Raw genomic sequence first — 25,538 nt, 5'->3', positions numbered from 1 at the left:
GAAATCTACACGCGTAGCGAGCCTGCTTCAGTCGTGGGCGGCCGGAGCGCAGGCAGCGGAATGTACGACGTTGTACATGAGGATGCCGAGCACCGCCCGTACGCGAATCAAGCTGGCGCAGTAGCGTGCGAGGTTGGGTACAACTTTGCTTATCTGGATGAACAAACCAAAAGAATGATCCGCCGTGGTCTGCTCAAAGCGGTGGCGGTTCCCGGTTATCAAGTGCCCTTTGGTGGCCGCGAGATGCCGCTGCCCTACGGCTGGGGCACCGGCGGTATGCAGCTGACCGCTGCCATTCTCGGTGCCGACGATGTGCTCAAAGTGATCGACCAAGGTGCGGACGACACCACCAATGCGGTGTCGATCCGGCGTTTCTTCGCCCGCACCGCTGGAGTGAAAACCACCACGCGCACGCCAGAAGCAACGGTGATTCAGACCCGCCATCGCATCCCGGAGACCCCGCTGACAAACGATCAGATCATGGTCTACCAGGTGCCGATTCCCGAGCCGCTGCGCTTTATCGAACCTTCGGAAACCGAGACCCGCACCATGCATGCACTGGAAGATTACGGCGTGATGCACGTCAAGCTGTACGAGGACATCGCCACGTTCGGCCATATCGCCACCAGCTACGCCTACCCGGTGACGGTGGATGAGCGTTATGTGATGGACCCCTCGCCGATTCCTAAATTCGACAACCCCAAGCTGCACATGAGCCCGGCGTTAATGTTGTTCGGTGCCGGCCGTGAGAAACGCCTGTATGCCGTGCCGCCCTTTACCCGCGTAGTGAGTTTGGATTTCGACGACCACCCGTTTGCGATTCAAAGTTGGGATGAGTGCTGCGCGTTCTGTGGCAGCCGCGAGTCTTACCTCGACGAGCTAATCATCGACGACGCGGGCAGCAAGCGTTTCGTCTGCTCCGACACCGATTACTGCATGCAACGTCGTGATGCTGAAGAGGAGGGTGCGCAATGAGTGCTGCCGAGAAATTACAGCTGCACAACGAGCCCGTGCAGCCGCTGTTCAGTGTGCGTGATCTGACCCTTCTGTATGGCCCAGAAAAAGGTTGTCAGGGCGTTTCATTCGACCTGTATCCCGGCGAAGTATTGGGGATTGTCGGTGAGTCGGGTTCGGGTAAGTCGACCTTGCTCAGCCTACTTTCAGGTCGTTGCCCGCCGGATCGCGGCACGGTCAGTTACCGCAACAGCGATGGCAGGCTGGTTGATCTCTACAGCGCCAGTGAAGCGCAACGGCGGACCTTGCTGCGCACCGAATGGGGCTTTGTCGAGCAGAACCCGCGTGACGGCCTGCGCATGGGCGTCTCTGCTGGGGCCAATATTGGCGAGCGCCTGATGGCCCAAGGCGTGCGCCATTACGGCGAGTTGCGCGCAGCGGGTATCGACTGGCTGAGCCAGGTCGAAATCGACCCGCTGCGCATCGACGACCTGCCGCGCACCTTCTCCGGTGGCATGCAGCAGCGTTTGCAGATCGCTCGCAATCTGGTCTCCAGCCCACGGCTGATTTTTATGGACGAGCCCACAGGCGGCCTCGATGTCTCGGTGCAAGCGCGCTTGCTCGACCTGCTGCGCGGGCTGGTGCGTGAGCTGGATCTGGCGGTGGTGATCGTCACCCACGACCTGGCGGTGGCGCGTTTGCTCGCCGACCGGTTGATGGTGATGCGCCGCTCCCACGTGGTTGAAGCCGGGCTGACCGATCAGATTCTCGATGATCCGCAGCATCCCTATTCGCAGCTGCTGGTGTCGTCCGTCCTGCAGCCTTAATGCTGGGTAGGGTGGATGACGCTGTTTCATCCACCTGTGTGTTGCCATGGTGGCTGGATAAAGCGCCATCCACCCTACGAAACGACTCTCGCACCGGATCACATCCGGTCGTACGTAGTTCGAGGTTTATATGAATACGCTTATCGAGGTCTCCGACCTCAGCAAGACTTTCACCCTGCACCAGCAGCATGGCGTGGTGCTGAATGTATTGAACGGCCTGAGCTTCAGTGTTCGCGCCGGCGAATGCCTGGTGCTGCATGGGCAATCTGGCGCAGGCAAGTCGACCTTGCTGCGTACCTTGTATGGCAACTACCTGGCCGCAGGCGGCAGCATCCGCATGCTGCACGACGGCGCTTGGGTTGATTTGGTCGGTGCCGAACCGCGTCAGGTGCTGGCTGTGCGCCGCCAAACCCTGGGCTATGTCAGCCAGTTTCTGCGGGTGATCCCGCGCGTCGCGACTCTGGATGTGGTGATGGAGCCCGCCCTGGCCCGTGGTTGGAGCAAGGTGGATGCCGAAACGCGGGCCAAGAGCCTGCTCAGTCGTCTGAATATCCCCCAGGCCTTGTGGCAGCTGGCTCCGGGCACCTTCTCCGGCGGTGAGCAGCAGCGGGTGAATATCGCCCGCGGCTTTATGGTCGCCTGGCCGCTGATGCTGCTGGATGAGCCAACCGCCTCGCTGGATGACGCTAACCGCCAGGTGGTGCTGGAGCTGATCAACGAAGCCAAAGCCGCAGGCAGCGCATTGATCGGCATCTTCCACGACCGCGCTGCTCGCGAGGCGGTGGCTGATCGTTTCCTCGATATGACCCCGGATGCAGCGCCTAAGCAGGAGTATGTGTATGCCAGCTGAACAGATTTTGACCCATGCGCGGGTAGTCACGGCCGAACATGAGTTCATCGGCACCCTGGTGCTGCGTGATGGTTTGATTGCCCAGGTGGAAGAGGGCGTTAGCGGCTTGCCACAGGCGCAGAACCTAGGCGGCGATTACCTGCTGCCGGGCCTGGTCGAGTTGCACACCGATAACCTGGAAAAGTACATGAGCCCGCGCCCCGGGGTGGACTGGCCGTCTGCCTCGGCGGTACTGACCCATGATGCGCAGATCGTTTCGGCGGGTATCACCACGGTGTTTGATGCCCTGGCGATTGGCGATATCAACCCGCGCGGCAAACGCATGCAGCAGCTGCCGGCCATGCTCGAAGCCATCGCCGAGGCGAGTCGTGCCGGGCTTACCCGCGCCGATCACCGCCTGCACCTGCGCTGCGAGTTGTGCCACCCCGATACTCTGGCGGTGTTCCGTGATCTGCTGGAACACCCGCAGGTAGCACTGGTCTCGGTGATGGACCACTCGCCGGGCCAGCGTCAGTTCGCTAAAGAGGATAAGTACCGCGAGTACTACATGGGCAAGTACCACCTGAGTACTGCCGAGATGGATGCGTTCATCAAGGAGCAGGTGGCCAACTCCATTGAGTACAGCGATCGCCATCGCCGGGCGATTGTCGAGGACTGCCACGCTCGCGGCCTGTCTGTGGCTAGCCACGATGACGCAACCCTGGCCCACGTGCAGGAGTCGGCCGGTTATGGCATGTCCATCGCCGAGTTCCCCACCACCTTGGAGGCCGCCAAGGCCAGCCACGAGCTAGGTTTGAAGGTGCTGATGGGCGCGCCGAATATCGTCCGTGGCGGCTCGCATTCGGGCAACATCGCCGCTGCTGAACTGGCCCGTCATGGGGTGCTGGATATCCTCTCCAGCGACTATTATCCGGCCAGCCTGTTACAGGCCGCTTTTCTCCTAGCCGCGCAAGACAACGGCTATGATCTGCCCCGGGCGATTGCCACCGTTAGCCGCCTGCCGGCCCATGCCGCCGGGCTGCATGACCGCGGTGAAATTCGCGTCGGTCTGCGTGCTGACCTGCTCCAGGCCAAGTTGCATGGGGGGCAGCCGGTAATCCAACAAGTGTGGCGACAAGCCAATAGGGTGTTCTGATGAGCGGCCGGTTGATCTATTTGATGGGGCCTTCGGGCTCGGGCAAGGACAGCCTGTTGGAGGCCGCGCGTGAGCGTTTGGCGGAACGTGACTGCCTGATCGCGCGGCGGGTGATCACCCGTTCGGCGGAGGCCGTGGGCGAGGACGCCATTGGCGTTACGCCTACCGAGTTCGATCAGCAGGAGGCGGCCGGGAGCTTTGCTCTTAGCTGGCGCGCCAATGGCCTGGCCTATGGCATTCCCCGACAGATAGATGACTGGCTGGCGGCGGGGCAGGATGTGTTGGTCAATGGCTCGCGGGCCTACTTGCCAGAGGCCCGGCAACTTTATCCGGAGCTGATCGGTGTGTTGCTCACGGTCGAGGCTGCGGTGCTGCGTGAGCGCTTGCTCAGGCGCGGGCGTGAAAGCCTTGCGCAGATCGAGCAGCGTCTGGCGCGTAATGCCCAGTTCGACGCTGCGAGCGCTGAGCGTGATGGCCTGCATCTGCTGGATAACTCGGTATCTATTGAGCGGGCACGGGACAACCTGCTGGCGCTGATCGGGGCCAGCCGCACATGCGCTTGACCCTGCTCGGGACGGGCGATGCGCGGCAGGTGCCGGTGTATAACTGCAGCTGCCCTGCCTGCGACAGTGCGCGGGTTTATCCGGCGCGCCGCCGTGGTCCCTGTAGCGCTTTGATCGAATGCGGCGCGCAGCGCTGGCTTATTGATGCGGGCCTGACCGATCTGTGCGAGCGTTTCCCGCCCCATAGCCTCAGCGGCATCCTGCAAACCCATTACCACGCCGACCACGCCCAGGGCTTGCTGCACCTGCGCTGGGGTCAGGGGCTGATTATTCCGGTGCATGGCCCGGATGATCCTGAGGGGCTGGCCGACCTGTACAAACACCCCGGCATCCTTGATTTCAGCCAACCTTTTGCGGCGTTCGAACAGCGCCCGTTAGGCGAGTTGAGCGTCACGGCGCTGCCGCTGAACCACTCCAAGCTGACCTTCGGGTATCTGCTGCAAGGCCGTACGATTAATAGTGAGTGCCGGCGAATCGCCTACCTCACCGATACCCTTGGCGTACCAGAGGCCAGCGCCGAAGTGCTGCGCCAACAGCCGCTGGATCTGCTGGTGCTGGATTGCTCCACCGCGCCGCAATCGATAGCGCCCCGCAACCATAACGACCTGACCCGCGCGCTGCAGGTGGTCGAGCAGCTGCAACCGCAGCAGACCGTGCTAACCCATATCGGCCACAGCTTCGACGCCTGGTTGCTGGATAACCCCGACGCCTTGCCGCCCGGCGTGAGTTTGGCTGTGGATGGGCAAGTGTTGTGAGTGGGGCATTAGTTCGTAGGGTGGGTTAGCCGCCTACCGCGCTTGCTAGGCGTCACGCGCTGTAGAGCGCGGCGTAACCCACCATCGGCGCCTCGCGTTCGATTGTCTGGTGGGTTACGCGCCGCGCTGCTAGCGAGGTTGGATGATCGAGCGGTGTTCGGCGTCGCCCACCCTACGAGTCATCGCCTCCCACGGTGTTCCGGTGGTTCTCAATCCAGCGGCAACTCGGTGGTGCGTTTAACCTCGCTCATGGCGATATGCGAATGCGCTTCGTGCACATGTGGGCGTTGCAGCAGGTGGTCGCGTAGGAAGCGCTCATAGCTGGCGATGTCCTTGGCCACCACCTTGAGCAGGTAGTCCGAGCCGCCGGCCATGGTGAAGCACTCCAGCACTTCCGGGTAACCGACCACCGCTTGCTCGAACTCTTCCAGGTTACTGCGCCCGTGGGCCGAGAGTTTGATGTCGACAAACACGGTGATGCTGAACCCCAGTTTTTTGTGGCTGAGCAGGGCGACTTTGCGCTCGATGATGCCGTCTTCCTGCATGCGGTGAATCCGCCGCCAGCACGGTGATTGTGACAACTCGACCTTCTCGGCGATCTCGGCGGCGGAAAGGTCGGCGTTGTGTTGCAGCAAGCGGAGAATCTTACGGTCAATGGGGCTGAGCATATCTTGCATGACTGTTCCCAATTTTTTGTTCTTGTTGGATTAATCATGCGCAGTATTGGCAAAGCGGCCAGAAAATAGAAAGGAAATCTCAGTACCGCTCGGTCATATTCTTAGTTATGCGCCTGATGCGGTGATCCCGCACTAGGCTTAACAAAGGGGGGCATTAACCGTTGTTACCCCCAGCTCGCCAAAATAATAAAAGGAGCGCAGATATGTCCCTGGCCGAGATCCGCCTGGATGACAAGTACCGTCTTGCCACAGGCCACCTCTACCTGACCGGCACCCAGGCGCTGACCCGCCTGCCGATGCTGCAAAAGCAACGCGATGCGGCCCATGGCCTGAATACCGCGTGCTTTATTTCCGGCTACCGGGGCTCGCCGCTGGGCAACCTCGACAAGAGCCTGTGGGACGCCAAGCAGTACCTCAAAGATAACCACATCCACTTCCAGCCCGGGGTCAACGAAGAGTTGGCCGCCACCGCCGTGTGGGGCAGCCAGCAAACCAGCTTGTTCCCTGGCGCGCGCTACGACGGCGTGTTCTCTATGTGGTACGGCAAGGGGCCGGGCGTGGACCGTTGTGGCGATGTGTTCAAACATGGCAACTCGGCCGGTGTATCCGAGCATGGCGGCGTATTGCTGCTGGCCGGTGACGACCATGGCTGCAAGTCTTCGACCTTGGCCAATCAGAGCGAACATGCGTTTATCGCCGCCTCAATCCCCGTGCTCAACCCAGCCGACGTTCAGGAGTTACTCGACTACGGCATCATCGGCTGGGAGCTGTCGCGTTATAGCGGCTGTTGGGTGGCGCTGAAAACCATCGCCGAAAACGTTGATTCCTCTGCCGTGGTGGATGTTGACCCGTTGCGTATGCAACTGACGATTCCTGACGACTTCCAGCTGCCGGAAGGCGGTGTGCATATTCGCTGGCCAGATCCGCCCCTAGTTCAGGAGGCGCGCCTCAACACCTACAAGATCTATGCCGCGCGGGCTTTTGCCCTGGCCAATAACCTCAACCAGATCAAGCTGGATTCGCCCAATCCGCGCCTGGGTATTATCACCGCCGGCAAGTCCTACCTGGACGTGCGCCAGGCCCTAGAAGACCTTGGCCTGGATGAGGCGCTCTGCGCCCAAGTGGGTTTGCGCGTACTCAAGGTCGGCATGAGCTGGCCGCTGGAACCAGTCTCGGTGCATGAGTTTGCCGAGGGCTTGGACGAGATTCTGGTGGTCGAGGAAAAACGCAGCATTATTGAAGATCAGCTCACCGGCCAGCTCTACAACTGGCCGGTGGGCAAGCGCCCAGTGGTGGTCGGGGAGTTCGACGAAGCCGGCCATTCGCTGCTGCCGAACCTCTCCGAACTGACCCCGGCGATGATCGCCCGCGCCATCGCCAAGCGCCTGGCGCCGATCTACAGCAGCCCGCAGATTGAAGAGCGTCTGGCCTTTCTCGCGGCCAAGGAAGCCTCCCTGGCCGCGCCGAAACATCACACGGCGCGTACGCCACACTTCTGCTCCGGCTGCCCGCACAACACCTCGACCAAAGTGCCAGAGGGCAGCCGCGCCCAGGGCGGCATCGGTTGCCATTACATGACCCAATGGATGGACCGCAGCACCGACACCTTTACCCAAATGGGCGGCGAGGGCGCGACCTGGATCGGTCAGGCACCCTTTACCGACACCCCGCACATCTTCCAAAACCTCGGTGACGGCACCTACTTCCACTCCGGCCAACTGGCCTTGCGTGCGGCCGTGGCCGCTGGGGTGAATATCACCTACAAGATTCTCTACAACGACGCGGTGGCCATGACCGGCGGCCAGCCAATTGACGGCGAACTGCGCGTCGATCAACTCAGCCAGCAGGTGTATGCCGAAGGGGTGAAGCGCATCGCTCTGGTGACTGACGAGCCGGAGAAGTACCCGACGCGCGCCACCTTCGCGCCCATCGTTACCTTCCACCATCGCCGTGAGCTGGACGCCGTGCAGCGTGAGCTGCGTGAATTCAAAGGCTGCTCGGTGATCATCTATGACCAAACCTGCGCCACCGAAAAACGCCGTCGGCGCAAGCGCGGCAAGTTAGTCGACCCGCAGAAGCGTGCCTTTATTAACGCCGCGGTATGCGAGGGGTGCGGCGATTGCGGTGTGAAATCCAACTGCCTGTCCGTACTGCCGCTTGAAACTGAAGTGGGACGCAAGCGCGAGATCGACCAGAACTCCTGCAACAAAGATTTTTCATGCGTGGATGGCTTCTGCCCCAGCTTTGTTACCGTGCATGGCGGTGCGTTGCGGTCACCCAGCGCCGTGGGTCATGGCGCCTTGTTTGTGGCGTTGCCGGAGCCCAAACAGCCTGCGCTGGAGCGGCCTTGGAATATCCTCCTGCCAGGTGTAGGTGGCAGTGGCGTGACCACGGTCGGTGCGCTGCTGGGCATGGCGGCGCATATCGAAGGCAAGGGCTGCAGCGTGCTCGATCAGGCCGGCCTGGCGCAGAAGTTCGGCCCGGTGGTGACCCATATTCGTATCGCCGCCAAGCAGGGCGACATTTTCGCTGTGCGCATTGCTGCCGGCGAAACCGATCTGCTGCTCGGTTGCGACCTTGTGGTGGCCGCCAGCGAAGATGCCCTAGCCAAGCTGAATGACAAGATCGCCCACGCGGTAATCAACAGCCACGAAGCCGCCACCGCCGAATTCACTCGCAACCCTGATGCGCAGGTGCCGGGTGCGGCCATGCGTGAAGCGATCAGCGAGGCGGTCGGTGCCGGCAAGACTCACTTTGTCGATGCCAGCCGCCTGGCCACGCGCCTGCTCGGCGACAGTATTGCCACCAACCTGTTTATGCTCGGTTTCGCTTACCAGAAGGGCTTGGTGCCAGTGTCGGCCGAGGCGATTGAAAAGGCCATTGAGCTGAATGCGGTGGCGGTACAGCTCAACCAACAGGCGTTCCTCTGGGGCCGCCGCGCCGGGCACGATATCGCAGCGGTCGAGCGTGTCGCCAAGCCGGACGTGTTTGCAGCGGCCCCGTGCCAAACCCTGGAAGCGATTATTGCGGACCGTGTCAGCCGCCTGACGGCCTATCAGAATGCCGCCTACGCCGAGCGTTATCGCGAGTTGGTAGGGCAGGTGCAACAGGCTGACAAAGGCACTGACCAGTCGCTGAGCAAAGCTGTAGCGCGCTATTACTTCAAACTGCTGGCCTACAAGGACGAGTACGAAGTGGCGCGGCTGTACAGCGATGGCAGTTTTATCCAGCAGCTGGAGGCGCAGTTCAGCGGCGATTACCGCCTAGAGTTCCATCTAGCACCGTCCTGGCTCAGCAAACCAGACGCCAGCAGCGGCGAGCCGCGCAAGCGCCAGTTTGGTGCTTGGATGCTCAAGGCGTTTGGCGTGCTGGCCCAGTTCAAATTTCTGCGTGGCACACCGCTGGATGTATTCGGCTACAGCGCTGAGCGCAAGCTGGAGCTGCAGTTGATCGAGGACTATGAGCAAGATGTGGCGGACCTGCTCGCTGAGCTGAATGCTGACAACTACCGCACCGCCGTGGCGTTGGCCGAGCTGCCAGAGCAAATTCGCGGCTATGGCCACGTCAAGGAACGCAGCTTGGTCAGCGTGCGCGAGCAAAGCGCCCAACTCAAAGCACGCATGTTGGTGAGCGAAATTCAGGCGGTGCAGTTGTTCGAACCCGCTGCTTAACGCCCAGCCGACATTTATAACGTTCACCCTTTCCCGTCATCGGGATGGGGTCGCGTCTTACAAGAAAAATTGAGGTACAGCATGCCCGTGTTTTCCCATATTGATTTCGACCACCACGAGCAGGTGGTCTATGGCCACGACAAGGCCAGCGGCTTGAAGGCGATTATTGCCATTCATAACAGCAACCTCGGTCCGGCCCTCGGCGGTTGTCGCATGTGGCCCTACGCCAATGACGATGAAGCGCTGCGCGATGTGCTGCGCTTGTCGCGCGGCATGACCTACAAATCGGCATTGGCCAACCTGCCGCTGGGCGGTGGTAAGGCGGTGATTATCGGTGACCCACACAGCGGTAAAAGCACGGCGTTGTTCCAGGCCATGGGCGATTTTGTTGAGAGCCTAGGCGGGCGCTATATCACCGCCGCCGACTCCGGCACTGGCGTGGCGGAAATGCAGATCATGGCCGAACGCACTCGTCACGTATCCGGTGCAGAGATGCGTGAAGCCCTAGCGGGCGGCAAACGTAATGGTGACCCGTCACCGTCCACCGCCTACGGGGTGTTTATCGGTATTCAAGCGGCGGTCAAACACCGCTTGGGCCGTGATGACCTGCGCGGCCTGAAGGTGGCGATTCAGGGCGTCGGGCAGGTGGGTTTTGATCTGGCTCGGCAGTTGAAGCAAGCCGGCGCCGAACTGTGGGTGACTGACATCGTTGAGGCCAATGTGCGCCGCGCAGTTGAGCAGTTGGGGGCTACGGCGGTTAAGCAGCAGGCGATTTTCGGCTTGGATGTCGATGTGTTCGCACCCTGCGCCATGGGTGCCATCATCAACCAGCAAACCCTCGAAGCTCTGCGTGCGCCGGTTGTCGCTGGCGGTGCCAACAACCAACTGGCCGACGCCAGCCTGGCGGAAACCCTGCGCTGCAACGAGTGCCTGTATGCACCGGATTATGCGATCAATGCCGGTGGCATCATCGATGTTTACTATGGCCGCAGCGGTGGCAGCGCCGCACAACTCAAGGCGCATATCGAAGAGATCGGCGCCACACTGACGCAAATCTTCCAGCGCGCCGATGCCAGCGGTAAAACCACGGTGGAGATTGCCGATCAGCTAGCCGAAGAGCGTTTCGCTCGCTAAGCCCGCCTCAACGCCACGTTTACGGCCTAAGCGCTGGCGTGGCCCATGAGCGAGTGGCCAATGCCAAGGCAGTTACCGCTATGGCGCTTAGATAGGTGGTTGCGGCATGACAAAACCGCTCATCCTCGCTAAGATGCCGCCCGCTGGTCGCCCGTCTTCCCGCGCAAGTTCCTATAGTTCAATGGATAGAATAAGCCCCTCCTAAGGGCTAGATACTGGTTCGAATCCAGTTGGGAACGCCATCTTCCTCCGCGCACGTTACTAACCGCCTGTCTTCAACCTCGCCCGCCCCGATTGCCCGCGTCGTATCGGCTCCATCCGTGATCCCATTGCCAGCGTTTGCTGGCGGCTCAGTTGCGCCACAAAAATCACTAAGTGCCTTAAAACTGTGCGTATTCGCCCTATATATGAGCGTTTTTTTGCAGGCATGAATGCCTTTTTAGAGGCGTTCATTTATATCTATGCACTATAAAGATTCATTAAGGCGACATTTTGCGCTGTCGAAGTGCATAGCTGGCTGCTAGAGTGCCGGCCACTTTTTCAGTTGATCTGCCCTGTATTGCGGGCATTTTTAGGGTGTGCACATGAGCGAATCCGTTGAGCTTTTTCTCTCTCGCCTAAAGCAGCGTGACCCTGACCAGCCTGAGTTTCATCAGGCCGTGGAAGAGGTACTGCGTTCGCTTTGGCCGTTCCTGGAGGCCAACCCGCGTTACCTGCAGGCCGGCATCGTCGAGCGTATGGTCGAGCCGGAGCGCGTCGTGATGTTTCGAGTGTCCTGGGTCGATGATGCCGGGCGCGTAAAGGTCAACCGTGGCTATCGGGTGCAGATGAACAGCGCCATTGGCCCCTACAAGGGCGGGCTGCGTTTCCATCCGTCGGTCAACTTGGGCGTACTCAAGTTCCTCGCCTTCGAGCAAGTGTTTAAGAACTCGCTGACCTCGTTGCCCATGGGCGGCGGTAAGGGTGGCTCGGACTTTAACCCGAAGGGCAAAAGCGATAACGAAGTGATGCGCTTCTGCCAGGCCTTTATGAGCGAGTTGTATCGCCATATTGGTGCTGATGTGGACGTACCGGCTGGCGACATCGGCGTAGGTGGCCGCGAGATTGGCTATATGTTCGGTCAGTACAAGCGCCTGGCTAACCAGTTCACCTCAGTGCTGACCGGCAAGGGCATCAGTTACGGCGGCAGCCTGGTTCGTCCGGAAGCCACCGGTTATGGCTGTGTGTACTTTGCTCAGGAAATGCTCAAGCGCATTGATCGTGGCGTTGAAGGTCAGCGCGTGGCGATCTCCGGTTCAGGCAACGTCGCCCAGTTTGCCGCGCAGAAAGTCATGGAACTGGGCGGCATGGTGGTGTCGATGTCGGACTCCGAAGGCACCTTGCATACCCCGGACGGCCTGACCGAAGAACAGTGGCAGCATCTGATGGAGCTGAAGAACGTGCGCCGTGGTCGCCTCAGCGAGATGGCTGCGCACTTCAACCTAAACTTCCTTGGCGGTCAGCGTCCTTGGCACCTGCCGTGCGACATCGCTCTGCCATGCGCCACGCAAAATGAATTGGATGCCGAAGACGCTCGCACGCTGCTGAGTAATGGCTGCTTCTGCGTGGCCGAAGGGGCCAACATGCCGTCGACCCTGGACGCGGTGGACCTGTTTATCGACGCCGGTATCTGTTTCGCCCCAGGCAAGGCCTCGAACGCCGGCGGCGTGGCCACCAGCGGTTTGGAGATGAGCCAAAACGCCATGCGCCTGAACTGGACCGCCGGTGAGGTGGACGAGCGTCTACATAGCATCATGCAAAGCATTCACAGCGCCTGCGTGCGTTATGGCGAGGAGAGCGGTCGGATCAACTACGTTAAAGGCGCCAACATCGCCGGCTTCGTTAAAGTTGCCGATGCCATGCTGGCGCAGGGTGTGGTCTAACCCACGTCAACTCAGGCAGGTTCTGCCGCACACAAAAATGCCCGCGGAATGCGGGCATTTTTTATGGGCTTTAGGCTAATGCGCGGGTGAGTGCGCGCCACATGAGCCGACCTCTGACAGCTTAGTTGCCGCGGTAGGTGGAGAAGCCGTAAGGGCTGAGTAGCAACGGAATGTGGTAGTGCGGCACGGTGCCGTCTACTTCGAAGATCACCGGTACTTCTGGGAAGAAGCTAGCAGTCGCGTGCTTTTTGAACCACTCGCCAGTCTTGAACGTTACGCGGTAGGTGCCTTTCTCCAGGGCTTTATCTTCTGGGTACAGCGCCGGGATGCGGCCTTGTTCGTTGGTCACGCCGCTGTTGAGCATGTCCCAGGTTTTACCGTCCTGCTTTTCAAGGGTCACGCTGACTTCTGGCGAAGGCAGGCCGTCTTGCAGGTTCAGCACGTGCACGCTTAGCGGGTTGCCAGCGGCCAGGGAGGAGAGGCTGGTCAGTACAGCGCCGGCGAACAGGGTTTTTAGCAGTTTCATGGTGTGGCTCCTAATTAGTCAGTGGTAGGCAAAACTTGAGCAATGGCTTTCAGGGCGCAGCCTTCATCAATTTCAGCGCCGCCGGCGCCAGCGACACCGATAGCACCGATGACCTGATCGCCGATCTTCAATGGCACGCCGCCGCCGAGCAGCAGCAGCTCATCGAGGGTGTTGAGGTTTTCGGCATCGGGGTTGTTACGGGCACGCTCAGACAGCAGGCGCGTCGCGGTTTTGGTCGACAGTGCGGTAAAGGCTTTACGCTGCGCCGCCACGGTGTTGTGTGGGCCAACGTTGTCATCACGCTGCACAGCAACCAGGTTGCCGCCGCGATCAACCACGGCGGCTACGCCAGTGCGGCCATCGGCATGGCAGGCGGCCAGCGTGGCGTTGAGCAGGTCGTTGGCCAGTGCCAGGGTGACGTCCTGACGCTGAGCAACGTTTTCGTTAGCGGCCCATGCGGCGGAAGAGCCCATGGCCAATGCGAGTAGTGACAAGGTAGCGGCGCTGCGAAGGTGCATGTCGTTCTCCAGGGTTGGGCTCGGCTGAGCGATTGCTGGCCATACTGCCCACGTGCCGCCGTCAAACCGATTGCGCCTGGATTACCAATTTGTAATGGGAGCGCGGTGCAGATCGGCCTAGGCTATGCGCCTGTGCTGGAGGAAAAGATGCGCATTCTGGTTGTGGAAGACGAAGTAAAAACCGCGGACTACCTGTGCAAAGGCTTGAGTGAGTCGGGGTATCGCGTGGAAGTGGCCTTGAATGGTCTGGACGGCCAGCATCTGGTGCAAGAGCACGAGTTCGACCTGATCATTCTTGACGTCATGTTGCCCGGCCTCGACGGCTGGCAGCTGCTGCAGATCATTCGGCGCAAGCTGCAAACACCGGTGCTGTTTCTGACCGCGCGCGATGCAGTTGAAGACCGAGTCAAAGGCCTGGAACTGGGCGCCGATGATTATTTGGTCAAACCCTTTTCTTACGCCGAATTACTGGCCCGCGTACGCACCTTGTTGCGCCGTGGGCCGCCGCGTGAGGTGGAGCAGTTTCAGGTCGCCGATCTGCACCTGGACCTGTTGCGGCGCAAGGTCACCCGTAATGGCGAACGCCTGACCCTTACCAATAAGGAATTTGCCCTGCTGCACCTGCTGCTCAGCCGTGAGGGTGAAGTATTGTCGCGCACCCTGATTGCCTCGCACGTGTGGCAGATGAATTTCGACAGCGACACTAACGTGGTCGACGTCGCCATTCGCCGCCTGCGCGCCAAGGTCGATGACCCGTATCCGCTCAAGCTGATCCATACCGTGCGCGGCATGGGCTACATGCTAGAGGCGCAGGAGTGAGGCTGTGGCCGCGTGCATTGAGCGTGCGCCTAGCCGTGATGTTCGCCTTGGTCAGTACGCTGCTACTGGGCTCGATTGGCTTTTACCTGTACCAATCGCTGCAGCGCGAAATCGCCTGGCGTGACGACCAGGCACTGCTCGGCCGGCTAGAACGCATGCAAGCCTTGCTCGACGACAGCGAGAGCATCGACGCCCTGCGCAGCAGGCCGCAGCTCTACGAAAACATGCTGGGCAACCGCGATAGCCTGCTGTGGATAGTCGATGACGCCGGGCAGCGGCTGATCGAAATCAACCCGGCCTTATTGCCGCTGCCCGTGTTGCCCGCCGCCTTGCAAGCCACCCTTGGCGATAGCCAAAGCAGCGAACCGTTACGCCTGGCCTGGCTGGATGTCACCCGGGGCGATCGGCGCCTGACCCTGATTGCCGGCAAGTTGCTCAGCGAGCGTGAGCAGATGCTCGCGGCGTATCGCCTCAAGCTCTGGCTGGCCTTGTCGGTTGGCGCGTTATTAGCCTTTGCTCTCGGCTGGCTGGTTAGCCAGCGCGGCCTGCGCCCGGTGCGTCTGCTGGCAACCCGCGCCGCCGCGATTGACGTGCAGCACCTGCACCTGCGCCTCGATGAGTTTAAAGACGTCAGTGAATTGCAGGCGCTCAGCCAGGCGCTCAACCAGATGCTCGCGCGCCTCGAAGACGGCTTCGCCCAACTCTCGCGCTTTTCCGAAGACTTGGCCCACGAGATGCGCACCCCGCTGAGCAACCTGATGGGCCACGCGCAGCAAACCCTGGTGCGCAACCGCCCGCTGGATGAGTACCAGAACCTGCTGGTCTCCAACCTTGAGGAATACGAACGGCTGGCGCGAATGATCGACAGCATGCTGTTTCTCGCGCGTACCGAGCAGGCCAATGCCTCGATCAACCGGCAAACGGTCGACCTGCACGAGTTGCTCGAACAGCTCTGCGAGTACTTCGAAGGCACCGCGCAGGAGAGCGCCATGGCGCTGATCAACCAGGCCAGCGGCACCCTGATCGCCGACCCGCAATTGCTGCGCCGCGCCCTGGCTAACCTGTTGGCCAATGCGCTGCGCTACGGCCTGCCTGACAGCGCTGTCACCATCAGCAGCCAGCTGCGCGATGGCGCCTGTGAAATCAGCGTGCATAACAGCGGCCCCGCGATTGCCGCCGAACACCTGCCACGCCTGTTTGAGCGCTTCTACCGCTGCGACCCCTCACGCAACCAACCGGACGACTCCGGCGGCCTGGGCCTGGCCATTGTGCGTTCGATCATGCAAGCCCATGGCGGGCAGGTCAGCGTAGAAAGCAACGAGGCGGGCACGCGCTTTAGCTTGCTGTTCCCGCTAACCAAGGCTTAAACCAGAAAGCCAAAAGCCCCGATAACGGCGAGTTATCGGGGCTTTTTACTGGCTGGTTTCCATAGGCACGCGACGCGACTGCTGGACAGGCCCGCCGCGCGACAGTAAGTTCTGGCTTTAGCGGTGCCGCCACCCTGCACCCGAATTTGCCTTATGCCGTTTTTCGTCCTCACCATGTCGCGTTTCCCGCGCAGGGCTGCATGGAATTCAAATGCTTCGCGAGTGACAAGGAACGTTATCAGACACCAAGAAGGGTGTTATGCGACAGCGATGTCGTCTAATTATTAGTTATGTAAATTGGCCGATCACAATTGAAACTTGAAGTCCAAGCGAAAATCGACAGCTATCCTGAGCATGTTAAGGCACAGCTACTTAGTGTCCGAAATCTGATTCTTGATGTAGTTGAAGAGCAGAGTCTTGGTGAAGTGGAAGAAACCTTAAAATGGGGCGAGCCAAGTTATTCTGTCAAGTCGGGTAGCGCTGTTCGTTTCGACTGGAAGCCAATTTATCCAGAGCAGTACTTTATATTTTTTAACTGCAAAACAAAACTCGTAGATACTTTTCGTGAGCTGTACTCTGAGACTCTCACCTTTCAAGGTAATCGAGCTATCATTCTAAGCGTGCATCAACCTCTCCCTAATAATGTTATTCGCCAATGTATAAAACTTTCTTTAACGTATAAGAGCATCAAAAATCTGCCATTACTCGGCATGTAAATAGTGGTTAAATTCACATAACAACTGGTTCAAACCGTTCGCTTCGCTCACTGGGACGGGCTAAAGCCCGCCCCTTAACCAAACGTTAGGGTTCAACCGGGACATCTCGCATGACAATTAACGCAGAAAAAATACAAGAGATTGCGAGTAACGAAGTTAAGGAGCTAATCGAAGCTTTCAGCTCAGACCAAGAAGAAATAATTAAGGTGCTGCAGTTCCATCTTCACGCAGAGCAACTACTTGAGCGGATATTATTAGCGAAGCTTGAAAGAGGCGACAAGCTTATTGAGCATGCAGGTTTAAGCTTTCACCAAAAGCTGTGTATAGTCGAAGCTTTCAATATTCTTGATCCTCGATATACCGACGCGCTTCGAAAAGTTAACAAGCTAAGAAATAACTGCGCACATATCAAAGCAGCGAAAATTTCAAAAGCAGATATTGATCTAATCGGCCGCTGCCTAGGAAAAACCTACAGCAGCATTCTAAAAGACAATAGTGCGCACGCTCATATATTGCCAGTTCTTCTTTTGTGTGTGCTCATAAAAATCGGCGAACACCTTATAATTAAGGCAATTTATCATGAGCAAGTATGAGTCATTGAACCCTAACAAGTGGTTCAAGCCGTTCGCTTCGCTCACTAGGGACGGGCTAAAGCCCGCCCCTTAACCAAACGTTAGGGTCAGAGCAAAAATAGGAGTACGACGCACATGGATGTCAGGTGTAATTCACTAAACGAAGTCCGCGAAAACATCGACAACATAGATCGCGAAATCGTGGCATTACTCGCAGCACGCGGTAATTTTGTCACCCAAGCAGCATTATTCAAAAAGACAACAAGCGAAGTAAAAGCACCCAACCGGGTAGAGCAAGTAATTTCAAAAGTCATATCACTTGCACAAGAGCAAGGAGCTAACTCTGCGGTAGTAGAAAGCGTCTACCGTGCCATGATTTCGGCTTTTATTGAGGCAGAGCTTAAAGAGCACTCGCGGCTTAACGAAAATCGTGGGGAACCCTAACAAGTGGTTCAAGTCGTTCGCTTCGCTCACTCGGGACGGGCTAAAGCCCGCCCCTTAACCAAACGTTAGCGGCAATCAAAAGGAAAACCTCACCGTGTCCGAAATAGCTGACATTATTTCCATAATCACCGGAATAATGACAATACTTGGTATCAGCGGAATTTTAAGCTGGAGCTTAACTCGTGAGTCGGGCGGCACCTTATCTTCAAACAGCATTACCATATTTGCAAAATCCATAAAAATTGGTCTAGCTCTAATTTTTCAGCTCATACTTATAATTCCCATTCAGGCACTACATATATTCCTTGCATTAGCAATAGGAGAAGGCGGTATGCCTGCCAGCGCTCAAAATCCTGATTTTTGGTGGCGAGATAATTATTGGTATGCCTATAGCGTGAGTTACCTCATCGGAGTTTTAATCTGGGTGCCTGTTTGCATATTGAGCTTCACAGTTATATACACGTGGTCTTTAGCACCCGTGAATACTCTCATCCAGCATTTGCGCAGCAGCCGCTAACAACTGGTTCAAACCGTTCGCTGCGCTCACTGGGACGGGCTAAAGCCCGCCCCTTAACCAAACGTTAGGCAATCACCACTCAGGGCTACTAATGCAAATATCCAATATTCCCTTCGGGACAACTGACTGGTCCAGTATTAAACCAACCGAGCATGTTGGCGAAACAGGTTATGCCTATTGGCACACCCAACACTTTGGAAATATCAGAGTTCGTATGGTGGAGTACACACCTGGCTACTTAGCTGATCATTGGTGCACCAAAGGGCATATACTTCTATGTATCGAGGGTGAGTTGCATACGGAACTCGAAGACGGCCGAAAATTCACTCTAAAACCCGGCATGAGCTACCAAGTCGCGGACAATGCTGAACCACATCGTTCATACACAGGTATCGGTGCAAAGCTATTTGTTGTCGACTGAACGAAATGCCTAACAACTGGTTCAAATCGTTCGCTTCGCTCACTGGGACGGGCTAAAGCCCGCCCCTTAACCAAACGTTATGTGTCTACGAGAATAATATGCAGCCTAAAGACCTCCCCAAAAGAGTGGCACAATTAATTGAGCAGTCCGAACGTGTATTGGCAACAAATAATCAGTATAACTCGAACTATGTAGATTCAGGAGCAATGACAGGGCTTAGAGCTTCATCGCTATCATTTATCGGAATGACTTTCGGAACAAACCATTCTTATTACTCAGAGTTCAACTCTGCAACAGAAGGTAGTGCCGAATATAACGCTAAAAAAGCTCGTGCAATTTTACAGTCAATCCAAACTGAGATTGAGGGCGGCTGGATATTTACAGTTAAGCGGCTAGTAGCTGCAGAGATTTTCTCTGACTTTCTGGAAATGGCGGAGCACTTACTTGAGCAAAGCTACAAAGACCCTGCAGCAGTAATGATCGGTAGTGTTCTAGAAGAAAACTTGCGCTACCTTTGCACAATCAACGACATAGATGTAGAGATAGAAAAAGATGAGAAGCTTATACCTAAAAAAGCTGACCGATTAAATTCCGATCTAGCTAAAGCAGAGATATATACAAAGCTTGATCAAAAGTCGGTAACAGCTTGGTTAGACCTTAGGAATAATGCTGCACACGGAAAGTACGATGAATATTCAAAGGAACAAGTTGGTCTCATGCTGCAAGGCGTCACCGAGTTCTTAGCAAGAATGAGTAGATAGCCACATAACAACTGGTATATGGACTCTCCCCACAAGTAGTGAGCAAAGCTTTGTTTTTGCACTTGTCGTCAGCGCGGTTGCATTCGTATATCCGGCCTGTTTTGGGCTTTTCCGCCCTGGCCATTCTGTAGTTCGCGCAGCGGGGGCCAAGCGTTCAATCGATCACGAAGATCATGATTGTTATCGGCCTGAGTCGGCAGCCTTTCGGCAGCGCCGGCTTGGGTTGGAGCCAGAAAGCAAAAAGCCCCGAAACCGGTTGGTTTCGGGGCTTTTTTACTGCGATTTGGAGCGGACGGTGGGAATCGAACCCTCTGTTTCCGTCTGCTTTATTCTGCAAAGCCTTGCTATTCCTGGGCTCTAGCTAACTCACACCTGCTTTAATCCGCTTTTCTTCGCTGTGATTTCGACACTTTTTCGACACGTACGCTAGACATCCTTGAGGCCGGTCAGTAGCTTCTAGCTATCACCGCACCTTGGCTGATTTAAACCATGGGCCTTCCATATCGATTTTTCGCCTATCTTAGTCGCGTTTCTCATTCGTACATCTTTGCAAATCAAGGGATTACAGCATGACAAAGGACGTTATCAGACACTTCAAGGTGTGTTATGCGACAGCAATGTCGTCTAATTATAGTTAGGGAATTACATGCCAATTCCACGTGAATACTTACCTTTTATAACGCCGATAACTGTGGCAATAATTGCTGGCAGCATATCTTTTGTGGTAACTATTTTATCAAAAGACCAGAAAACCTCTGAGTTCAGGCAGGCATGGATTGACGCCCTGCGTAGCGAAATCTCAGAACTTCTATCTATAAGTCACACACTCATATCTATGCTGAATTTAAAAAAAGAATTTGGCGAAACAGAAGAGCAGATCATGCAGTATTTCTACAGCATGCAAACCGATATTGTTAAGTGCGAAAATTTAACCACAAAAATACGATTACGGCTGAACCCGAAAGAGCACAAAAAACTATTGTCCATGCTAAATACTTTAGAAGAAAACACCTCAAACTTTGTTTCCCCAAGCGAAAACCAAATACTATTTAATTCTGCGGTCATAGAAAGCCAAAGAATACTTAAAAAAGAGTGGTCGCGCGTCAAGTCAGGCGAGCTTGCTTTTCGAATATTGAAATATAGTTCTCTATTCGTTCTAATAGCGTCACTTACTTTCGCAGCACTATACGCAAATGATCACCTTTCCATCACATACGTCCCCTAACAACTGGTTCAAATCGCTCGCTTCGCTCACTGGGACGGGCTAAAGCCCGCCCCTTAACCAAACGTTAGGTTACCGATGACAAATCCGTTAGAAGCCCTAAAAATCGACTATTGGTACAAGGCCATACTTGTAATAAGTTCAGCAGCACTAATCATGTCGCTAACCGTTCCGATGCAGGGTATTGCCAACAGTAGCGTTCAGCTGTTTAGCCTTGGTGGTATTTTTCTAGGCATTGGCGAGTGGATCAACCATCCACTACAAGTGAAAGTTGGCGGTGGATTCACGATATCTGGCTATCCTCGCAACAACTCAATAATTGGAGTGTGCTTCGTACTATTCGGGTTATCACTAGTGGGCTACGGCGTCTACAGTGTTATTCGATAACCTAACAAGGCGCTGAAGCCGCTCGTTTCACTCGCTGGGACTGGCTAAAGCCAGCCCCTTAGCTTAATCGTTAGACATTTGTCTCATCAAATAACTCAGGAGCTCGACATGACTACAGAAAATAAAAACAATGCCACTACCGAGGTATTGAAGAATAATGAAATACCCGAAGTCGAACTAAAAGATGATCAGCATCCGCGATATTTAGAGCATAAAGAAAAAATTATAAAGCTTCATCAAGATGGAGCCATCACGCAGGCTCAATTAGCAGCAATAACAACACTAGCTCCCCACCTCGTAGACCTAACAAAATCGGTAGCAGAAACCGCCGCAAAAAGCCAGAGCTCCGTTCTTGAAGCACACAAAGCCACAGCAAAGAATGCATTAAGCGCACAGGAAAAAATCATTGACAAAACAAATTCCGAAGAAACACTTTCCAAGGTTTCAGACAATATTTCAAATATGAATAAAAGCAACAACGAAACCCAAGAAAAACTTAATCAATCGAATAATAGCCTATATGAAAAACTTACTATCGGTGCCATAGGCGCAGTTGTTGGTGCAGTTGCCGGATTTCTCTTTAGCAGGAAATAGCGCGCAACGAGCACAAATGTCTAACAACTGGTTCAAATCGCTCGCTCCGCTCGCTGAGACGGGCTAAAGCCCGCCCCTTAACCAAACGATATACGAACATGGAATAATAATTTGAACAATTCAACGGATAGGATTGAGGTGTTACCAAAGGATCATCAGATAGACTTGTCAGCTTTAATCCCGCTTGGGTTGCAGCTAATAGAGAGCAGCAGCAAGCAGGCTCAAGCGCAAATCGATCTTAAATATGAAGAAATAGAAATTCAAAAACAGAACCTGAATATAAACAAGTCTGTGTTTCGACATAACTATTGGCTGTTAGTGTTTATTTCAATCTCTGTAGTATTGCTTGCTGCAGGTCTGATTTTTGTAAAAGACGAAATATCTTCCGGAATATCTATTTTGTCTCATGTCGGGGCTGTGGTTGTTGGTCTAATTGCAGGAATGGGGTGGGATAAAATACGTAAAGGTTAAGCATCGTGCTGCTCGTATAACAACTGGTTCAAACCGTTCGCTACGCTCACAAGGACGGGCTAAAAATTGCCCTTAACCAAACGTTAAACACCTTGCTTAAGTTTCCGTGAACTCAAATTTGTCGCATGCGAACTATGCAAGAGACTCACTCGTTGTGATTGATCTAAAACAATTTAAATTCGTTATTATTTTAGGGGGAGCATGTGAGTATTAACGTTACTTGGCAAGGTGACTGCCGCTTCAATGTTGTGACTGATGAAGGCTTTGAGTTCTCTATCGACTCAGATAGCAAATCAGCCCCTTGTCCTACAGAAATACTATTATCAGCCTTAGGCTCATGTAGCGCTACTGATGTTGCCCTTTGCTTCAAAGGCAATGATATTGATCTGGAAATTTTAACCAATCGCGTAACATATGAGTTAACAGAAAACGAACCTAGGTTGTACAAGTCTGTAAATTTACATTTTTCAGTAAAAGGTATTGGTGCCACTGAAGTTGTGCTTAAAGCTGCAATCGAAGATGCTTTAAACAAGTATTGCCATGTATGCTTAATGCTACAGCCAAAAATCGGCATCACATATACAGCAGAGGTTATTGTTTAATAGCAATACTTGTGTGGTGGGTGATATTTAAAATTAATTATGAAGCAGTCTAGCCATTTAACACGTGGTTCAAATCGTTCGCTTTGCTCACTGGAACGGGCTAAGGCCTGCCCCTTAATCAGGCGTTAGCAAACTCACGCCCGCTTTAATTCGCTTTTCTTCGTTGTGATTTCGACGCTTTAGCGACATAGCGTCTAGTTTCGTCTGCTTAGGTTTACGCTCGCTTTGCAGTTTCTTCGCTCCACGCTTCCTTCCTTTAGCGGCCAGCATGTTGTGTCTTTAGTTTCTTTGATCACTGTCACTTTTAGTTTTTTTGCAGGCTTTTCCTGCTCAACTGTTTTGTAGTTTTTTTCAACTGGCAGCACGTTATCTGCGCCTCTCGGCGTGTAGTTCGCATCATTGAACACTGTTTGCTTGGCTGCATTGTTTGCTGTGCTTTTAGGCTGTTCCGCTTGCGGTTGAGACATTGCGTCTCGTCGTGCCTGTTCTTCGACCATTTTGCTCCAGTCGGTTTGCGGTTCTGCTCGCCGGATTTCCGCAACGGGTACGGGCTTCGACTGGTTCTTGCTTTCGGCTAGGTGCTTCACTGTGCCTTGCACGAAGGCTTGGCTAGCAAAATGAAGTGCACCGATGGTGATAACTGTACCTAGCAGGCCAGGTATGACCATTGCCAAGTTGCCGCGTTTGCGTCTGCCGCTCGTTATCCATTCTGGGGCGTCATGCCTGTCAGCCTTCATCCTTTTCTCTCCCTGTCCTTCGGGCATACCAGCGTCTAGTCACTTCCTGGGTGATCGCTATCCCGCGTTTGGTTGGCTCAAGTTTCGGTTGGCTTCATCGTAGTCCGGGCTGGTTTGGCCTGACTCTGGTGCAATCTGGCCGCTTGCTAACCATAGTGCGTACTGCGGATAGACCTTCACCAACACATCGATCTCATCCGTGCTTACTCTCACAGCGCCTTTGCTCACGCTCTTCCAGCGATCGTGATCGCCGTTCCCCATTTCGCTGGCTTTCTTCGGCCCCAGCTTCTTAATCAATAAGCGTGCTCTATCGGCTGAGCTTGTCATATAGAAAAAAATTTCACTTTATTCGGGGGCAACTGTTGCCCTGTGGATCTCTGTGGGGCTATATTTGCCCCGAGAGAAAATATTGCTCCGAATGGTTCTCGGATTAATGCTGAATATAGTGGATTAAAGCGAATGGATACGGAAGGTTTTGACCCTCAAAAGCTGCAAGGCGCGCCCCCTTTGATGCCCTGGCCTAAGTTCGCTGAGTGGATCGGCATGGGTGATGAGCCAATTGTCGTCCGCTCCTGGGTTGAACGCGGCTACTTGCCGTCCCTCAAGGTAGGCAAACGCACCATGGTTAACGTCGCGCTGCTTGTTCAGCAATTGTTGGATCAGGACTAAGCCCATGAGCCGCACAGACGCCCAATTCAAGCTCCGCATGCCTGCAGCACTCCGCGCCCAGGTCGAGCAAGCCGCCAAACAGGCACGCCGCTCCCTGAATGTTGAAATCGTGCTGCGCCTTGAAGCCAGCTTTACCCAGGTAGGGCAGGGGGTATCCCAGTGATCCACGCCATTTCCCAGCGCCCAGGTGAGGGCATGCGCTATGACGCCATCCAGCTACAGCAACCAACCGCACGCATTGAACTGCGACTGCTCTGTCTGCTGGTCAAAGGCCGAGATGGCCAAGCCCGATCCTTGCCCGTCCACACCCTGCGACCAATGCCGCCCCGCGTCTGCCCGACCCGTTCGCACTCTGAAAATGCGCCTCGTCGCTGGTGCCTGGACGCCCTTGCTCTCCCAGTGGCAAATCACACCGGCCTTTACCTGCGCGAAACACACGCCAAGCGACCGACCGCCCAAGTATTGGAGCGTTGTGGCCAGCATCGGCAAGCCAGTGCCATTCGTGCCGCTACACGAACCTTTTCAACTGGTGGGGTGAACCATGTCTAGTGCTTGGGGCTTTATCACTATTGGTGACTGTTTTTACTGCGACGAAACGCTGGGCATCAACTGCAAAGACTTCAATGTTGCTGATGTTCCTGACGTCATCGTTTGTGCTTCTTGTGAAGCGGCTCATGCCCGGCACCTTGTAGCAAAAAGTAGATCGCTGCCTGTGTCCGGGGCTGGTTTACCAGTCGCGGGCGCAGGTGGCGAAACGGGATGACAAGGGCGCGGCCCTTGGTGTTCACCACATAACAGTTCAACGCATCACCCGGCTTTAAACCCCGGCAGGCCGTAACAACCCAGCAGATTCGAACTTTAAGAGTTCACCTGCTCGGGATCGCTCGGCCTGCAGAAAGGCAAAACCGCGCACTAACGCGCAACTGAAAAGAGGAAATACCGATGGCTCGTTCAACTATGGAAGTTGCATTTCTCGGCACCCAAATGACCCAGGTGGAAGACACCAAATACGCCAAGGTCTTCTATGGCGATGAGCCAGACGGCAAGACCGAGCACGGCCTGTCCATCATCGGCATGGCCATCGCAGAAGATGCCGCCGACGAAGTGTTTGCAGCCGGTGCCAACTTCGAACCGCTGCAATTGGTGCGCATCACCTTCGACGTGGCACGCGGTGGCCAGAACAAGGGCAAAAACCTCGCCCTGCACATCGAAGCGGTCGACACCAAGTCCAGCCGTTCCGCCTCTCCGCAAACCCAAGCCCCAGGTCAGCAGCAGGCCAAGCCCGCAGATCCGGCCAAGGCGTAAAGGCTAACCGCCGTGCTGATCCGTGACCGTGTGCTGTGTGATGAGTGCCTGTGCCCTATGGGCCAGCTCCATCACATGCCTGTCGATCATAACGACTACTTCACGGACAACAGCACGGCCCCTGATTACTGCGTGTGCCCTGACTGCTCGGACGCATTAACCGCTCAAGCCAGTACGCCGTCACCGGCTGCTGATTGATCGTCCTGCAGTCAGACCACGCAACCACCCGGAGGCATCAGGTATGGGGCTGGAAAGCTACTTAGCCAACATCACCTTGGGCGACCTCTGGGCGCTCCAACTCATTCAAGGCGTCGTGATGATCATGGCCCTTGGTTTGATCCACGGGCATCAGAGGTAACGGCTATGGCGTTCACATGGGGGCAATACGTCGTTATCGCTGGG

Annotated in this window: 29 protein-coding genes, 1 tRNA gene and 1 pseudogene; 26 read left to right on the top strand and 5 right to left on the bottom strand. The window is 55.6% G+C overall.

Annotation, left to right across the window (positions count from 1 at the left end):
• The first annotated feature begins 60 nt into the window (after positions 1 to 60).
• The 6 genes and pseudogenes from BMZ32_RS17530 (at position 61) to phnP (ending at position 5,084) form a co-directional block, all read left to right on the top strand.
• A complete protein-coding gene (locus BMZ32_RS17530) occupies positions 61 to 975 on the top strand; it encodes an alpha-D-ribose 1-methylphosphonate 5-phosphate C-P-lyase PhnJ (RefSeq protein ID WP_090244731.1) in 915 nt (304 codons plus the stop codon).
• Positions 950 to 1,781, top strand: a pseudogene (gene phnK, locus BMZ32_RS17525) (phosphonate C-P lyase system protein PhnK). The gene BMZ32_RS17530 and the pseudogene phnK overlap by 26 nt, the downstream one beginning before the upstream one ends.
• 130 nt (positions 1,782 to 1,911) lie before the next feature.
• Positions 1,912 to 2,631, top strand: a complete 720-nt coding sequence (phnL, locus tag BMZ32_RS17520; protein ID WP_090244392.1) for a phosphonate C-P lyase system protein PhnL — start codon at positions 1,912 to 1,914, stop codon at positions 2,629 to 2,631.
• Complete coding sequence (locus BMZ32_RS17515) at positions 2,621 to 3,766, top strand: alpha-D-ribose 1-methylphosphonate 5-triphosphate diphosphatase (RefSeq protein WP_090244390.1); 1,146 nt, start codon at positions 2,621 to 2,623, stop codon at positions 3,764 to 3,766. The genes phnL and BMZ32_RS17515 overlap by 11 nt, the downstream gene beginning before the upstream one ends.
• Positions 3,766 to 4,329 (top strand): phosphonate metabolism protein/1,5-bisphosphokinase (PRPP-forming) PhnN, encoded by a 564-nt coding sequence (phnN, locus tag BMZ32_RS17510; RefSeq protein WP_090244388.1) that lies wholly within the window; start codon positions 3,766 to 3,768, stop codon positions 4,327 to 4,329. Before BMZ32_RS17515 ends, phnN begins: the two co-directional genes overlap by 1 nt.
• Positions 4,320 to 5,084 carry a phosphonate metabolism protein PhnP gene (gene phnP / locus BMZ32_RS17505; protein ID WP_090244386.1) on the top strand — a complete coding sequence of 255 codons (765 nt, stop codon included), beginning with the start codon at positions 4,320 to 4,322 and terminating at the stop codon, positions 5,082 to 5,084. Before phnN ends, phnP begins: the two co-directional genes overlap by 10 nt.
• Positions 5,085 to 5,293: 209 nt before the next feature.
• Here the strand turns inward: phnP and BMZ32_RS17500 are convergent, their stop codons facing one another.
• Positions 5,294 to 5,761 (bottom strand): Lrp/AsnC family transcriptional regulator, encoded by a 468-nt coding sequence (locus tag BMZ32_RS17500; RefSeq protein ID WP_090244384.1) that lies wholly within the window; start codon positions 5,759 to 5,761, stop codon positions 5,294 to 5,296.
• Between the two features lie 203 nt (positions 5,762 to 5,964).
• On the opposite strand from BMZ32_RS17500, the gene BMZ32_RS17495 reads away from it, so the two are divergent.
• The 4 genes from BMZ32_RS17495 to gdhA all read left to right on the top strand — a co-directional run bounded on the left by BMZ32_RS17495 (position 5,965) and on the right by gdhA (position 12,488).
• Complete coding sequence (locus BMZ32_RS17495; RefSeq protein WP_090244382.1) at positions 5,965 to 9,432, top strand: indolepyruvate ferredoxin oxidoreductase family protein; 3,468 nt, start codon at positions 5,965 to 5,967, stop codon at positions 9,430 to 9,432.
• A gap of 81 nt (positions 9,433 to 9,513) precedes the next feature.
• Complete coding sequence (locus tag BMZ32_RS17490) at positions 9,514 to 10,566, top strand: Glu/Leu/Phe/Val dehydrogenase dimerization domain-containing protein (protein WP_090244380.1); 1,053 nt, start codon at positions 9,514 to 9,516, stop codon at positions 10,564 to 10,566.
• Between the two features lie 167 nt (positions 10,567 to 10,733).
• Positions 10,734 to 10,808: transfer RNA gene (locus BMZ32_RS17485), tRNA-Arg, on the top strand.
• A 342-nt stretch (positions 10,809 to 11,150) separates the two neighbouring features.
• The gene (gene gdhA, locus BMZ32_RS17480) at positions 11,151 to 12,488 is read left to right on the top strand and encodes an NADP-specific glutamate dehydrogenase (RefSeq protein ID WP_090244378.1); all 1,338 of its coding nucleotides are present in this window, start codon (positions 11,151 to 11,153) and stop codon (positions 12,486 to 12,488) included.
• A 121-nt stretch (positions 12,489 to 12,609) separates the two neighbouring features.
• Here the strand turns inward: gdhA and uraH are convergent, their stop codons facing one another.
• Complete coding sequence (uraH, locus tag BMZ32_RS17475; RefSeq protein WP_090244376.1) at positions 12,610 to 13,014, bottom strand: hydroxyisourate hydrolase; 405 nt, start codon at positions 13,012 to 13,014, stop codon at positions 12,610 to 12,612.
• Positions 13,015 to 13,028: 14 nt separating this feature from the next.
• Entirely contained in the window at positions 13,029 to 13,532 is a 504-nt protein-coding gene (locus tag BMZ32_RS17470; protein WP_090244374.1) for a GlcG/HbpS family heme-binding protein, read from the bottom strand.
• A 147-nt stretch (positions 13,533 to 13,679) separates the two neighbouring features.
• Between BMZ32_RS17470 and BMZ32_RS17465 the strand changes: the two genes are divergently transcribed.
• From BMZ32_RS17465 to BMZ32_RS17415, 12 genes are all read left to right on the top strand, one after another.
• Complete coding sequence (locus tag BMZ32_RS17465) at positions 13,680 to 14,351, top strand: heavy metal response regulator transcription factor (protein WP_090244728.1); 672 nt, start codon at positions 13,680 to 13,682, stop codon at positions 14,349 to 14,351.
• Positions 14,348 to 15,718, top strand: coding sequence for a heavy metal sensor histidine kinase (locus tag BMZ32_RS17460; RefSeq protein ID WP_090244372.1), 1,371 nt, complete (start codon positions 14,348 to 14,350; stop codon positions 15,716 to 15,718). The genes BMZ32_RS17465 and BMZ32_RS17460 overlap by 4 nt, the downstream gene beginning before the upstream one ends.
• A 311-nt stretch (positions 15,719 to 16,029) precedes the next feature.
• A complete protein-coding gene (locus tag BMZ32_RS17455; protein WP_090244370.1) occupies positions 16,030 to 16,434 on the top strand; it encodes a DUF1801 domain-containing protein in 405 nt (134 codons plus the stop codon).
• Between the two features lie 110 nt (positions 16,435 to 16,544).
• Complete coding sequence (locus tag BMZ32_RS17450; RefSeq protein WP_090244368.1) at positions 16,545 to 17,027, top strand: hypothetical protein; 483 nt, start codon at positions 16,545 to 16,547, stop codon at positions 17,025 to 17,027.
• Between the two features lie 114 nt (positions 17,028 to 17,141).
• Complete coding sequence (locus tag BMZ32_RS17445; protein ID WP_090244366.1) at positions 17,142 to 17,450, top strand: chorismate mutase; 309 nt, start codon at positions 17,142 to 17,144, stop codon at positions 17,448 to 17,450.
• Between the two features lie 94 nt (positions 17,451 to 17,544).
• Positions 17,545 to 17,967, top strand: a complete 423-nt coding sequence (locus tag BMZ32_RS19375) for a hypothetical protein (RefSeq protein ID WP_139213972.1) — start codon at positions 17,545 to 17,547, stop codon at positions 17,965 to 17,967.
• A gap of 91 nt (positions 17,968 to 18,058) precedes the next feature.
• Positions 18,059 to 18,388 (top strand): DHCW motif cupin fold protein, encoded by a 330-nt coding sequence (locus tag BMZ32_RS17440; protein WP_090244364.1) that lies wholly within the window; start codon positions 18,059 to 18,061, stop codon positions 18,386 to 18,388.
• A gap of 98 nt (positions 18,389 to 18,486) precedes the next feature.
• Positions 18,487 to 19,149: a hypothetical protein gene (locus BMZ32_RS17435; RefSeq protein ID WP_090244362.1), complete on the top strand. Its 663-nt coding sequence runs from the start codon at positions 18,487 to 18,489 to the stop codon at positions 19,147 to 19,149.
• A 646-nt stretch (positions 19,150 to 19,795) separates the two neighbouring features.
• Positions 19,796 to 20,374 (top strand): hypothetical protein, encoded by a 579-nt coding sequence (locus BMZ32_RS17430; RefSeq protein ID WP_090244360.1) that lies wholly within the window; start codon positions 19,796 to 19,798, stop codon positions 20,372 to 20,374.
• 492 nt (positions 20,375 to 20,866) lie between these two features.
• Positions 20,867 to 21,352: a hypothetical protein gene (locus tag BMZ32_RS17425; RefSeq protein WP_090244358.1), complete on the top strand. Its 486-nt coding sequence runs from the start codon at positions 20,867 to 20,869 to the stop codon at positions 21,350 to 21,352.
• 111 nt (positions 21,353 to 21,463) lie between these two features.
• A complete protein-coding gene (locus BMZ32_RS17420) occupies positions 21,464 to 21,823 on the top strand; it encodes a hypothetical protein (protein WP_090244356.1) in 360 nt (119 codons plus the stop codon).
• 203 nt (positions 21,824 to 22,026) lie between these two features.
• Positions 22,027 to 22,425, top strand: coding sequence for an OsmC family protein (locus BMZ32_RS17415; RefSeq protein ID WP_090244352.1), 399 nt, complete (start codon positions 22,027 to 22,029; stop codon positions 22,423 to 22,425).
• 194 nt (positions 22,426 to 22,619) lie between these two features.
• On the opposite strand, the gene BMZ32_RS17410 is transcribed toward BMZ32_RS17415, so the two are convergent.
• Positions 22,620 to 23,189, bottom strand: coding sequence for a hypothetical protein (locus BMZ32_RS17410; protein WP_139213971.1), 570 nt, complete (start codon positions 23,187 to 23,189; stop codon positions 22,620 to 22,622).
• A 30-nt stretch (positions 23,190 to 23,219) separates the two neighbouring features.
• Complete coding sequence (locus BMZ32_RS19890; RefSeq protein WP_090244349.1) at positions 23,220 to 23,489, bottom strand: DNA-binding protein; 270 nt, start codon at positions 23,487 to 23,489, stop codon at positions 23,220 to 23,222.
• 183 nt (positions 23,490 to 23,672) lie between these two features.
• Between BMZ32_RS19890 and BMZ32_RS17400 the strand changes: the two genes are divergently transcribed.
• The 4 genes from BMZ32_RS17400 (at position 23,673) to BMZ32_RS17385 (ending at position 25,136) form a co-directional block, all read left to right on the top strand.
• Positions 23,673 to 23,831 (top strand): DNA-binding protein, encoded by a 159-nt coding sequence (locus BMZ32_RS17400; RefSeq protein ID WP_425272886.1) that lies wholly within the window; start codon positions 23,673 to 23,675, stop codon positions 23,829 to 23,831.
• A gap of 4 nt (positions 23,832 to 23,835) precedes the next feature.
• On the top strand, positions 23,836 to 23,994 hold the full coding sequence (locus BMZ32_RS17395) for an Arc family DNA-binding protein (RefSeq protein WP_090244344.1): 159 nt from the start codon (positions 23,836 to 23,838) through the stop codon (positions 23,992 to 23,994).
• Between the two features lie 39 nt (positions 23,995 to 24,033).
• Entirely contained in the window at positions 24,034 to 24,369 is a 336-nt protein-coding gene (gene pflM, locus BMZ32_RS17390) for a lysogeny maintenance protein PflM (protein ID WP_090244342.1), read from the top strand.
• A 404-nt stretch (positions 24,370 to 24,773) separates the two neighbouring features.
• Complete coding sequence (locus BMZ32_RS17385; RefSeq protein WP_090244340.1) at positions 24,774 to 25,136, top strand: hypothetical protein; 363 nt, start codon at positions 24,774 to 24,776, stop codon at positions 25,134 to 25,136.
• Positions 25,137 to 25,538: the final 402 nt, after the last annotated feature.

The organism is Pseudomonas guineae (assembly GCF_900113745.1).
GTDB classification, from domain to species: domain Bacteria; phylum Pseudomonadota; class Gammaproteobacteria; order Pseudomonadales; family Pseudomonadaceae; genus Aquipseudomonas; species Aquipseudomonas guineae.
This window is presented reverse-complemented; position numbering and strand designations above follow the sequence as displayed.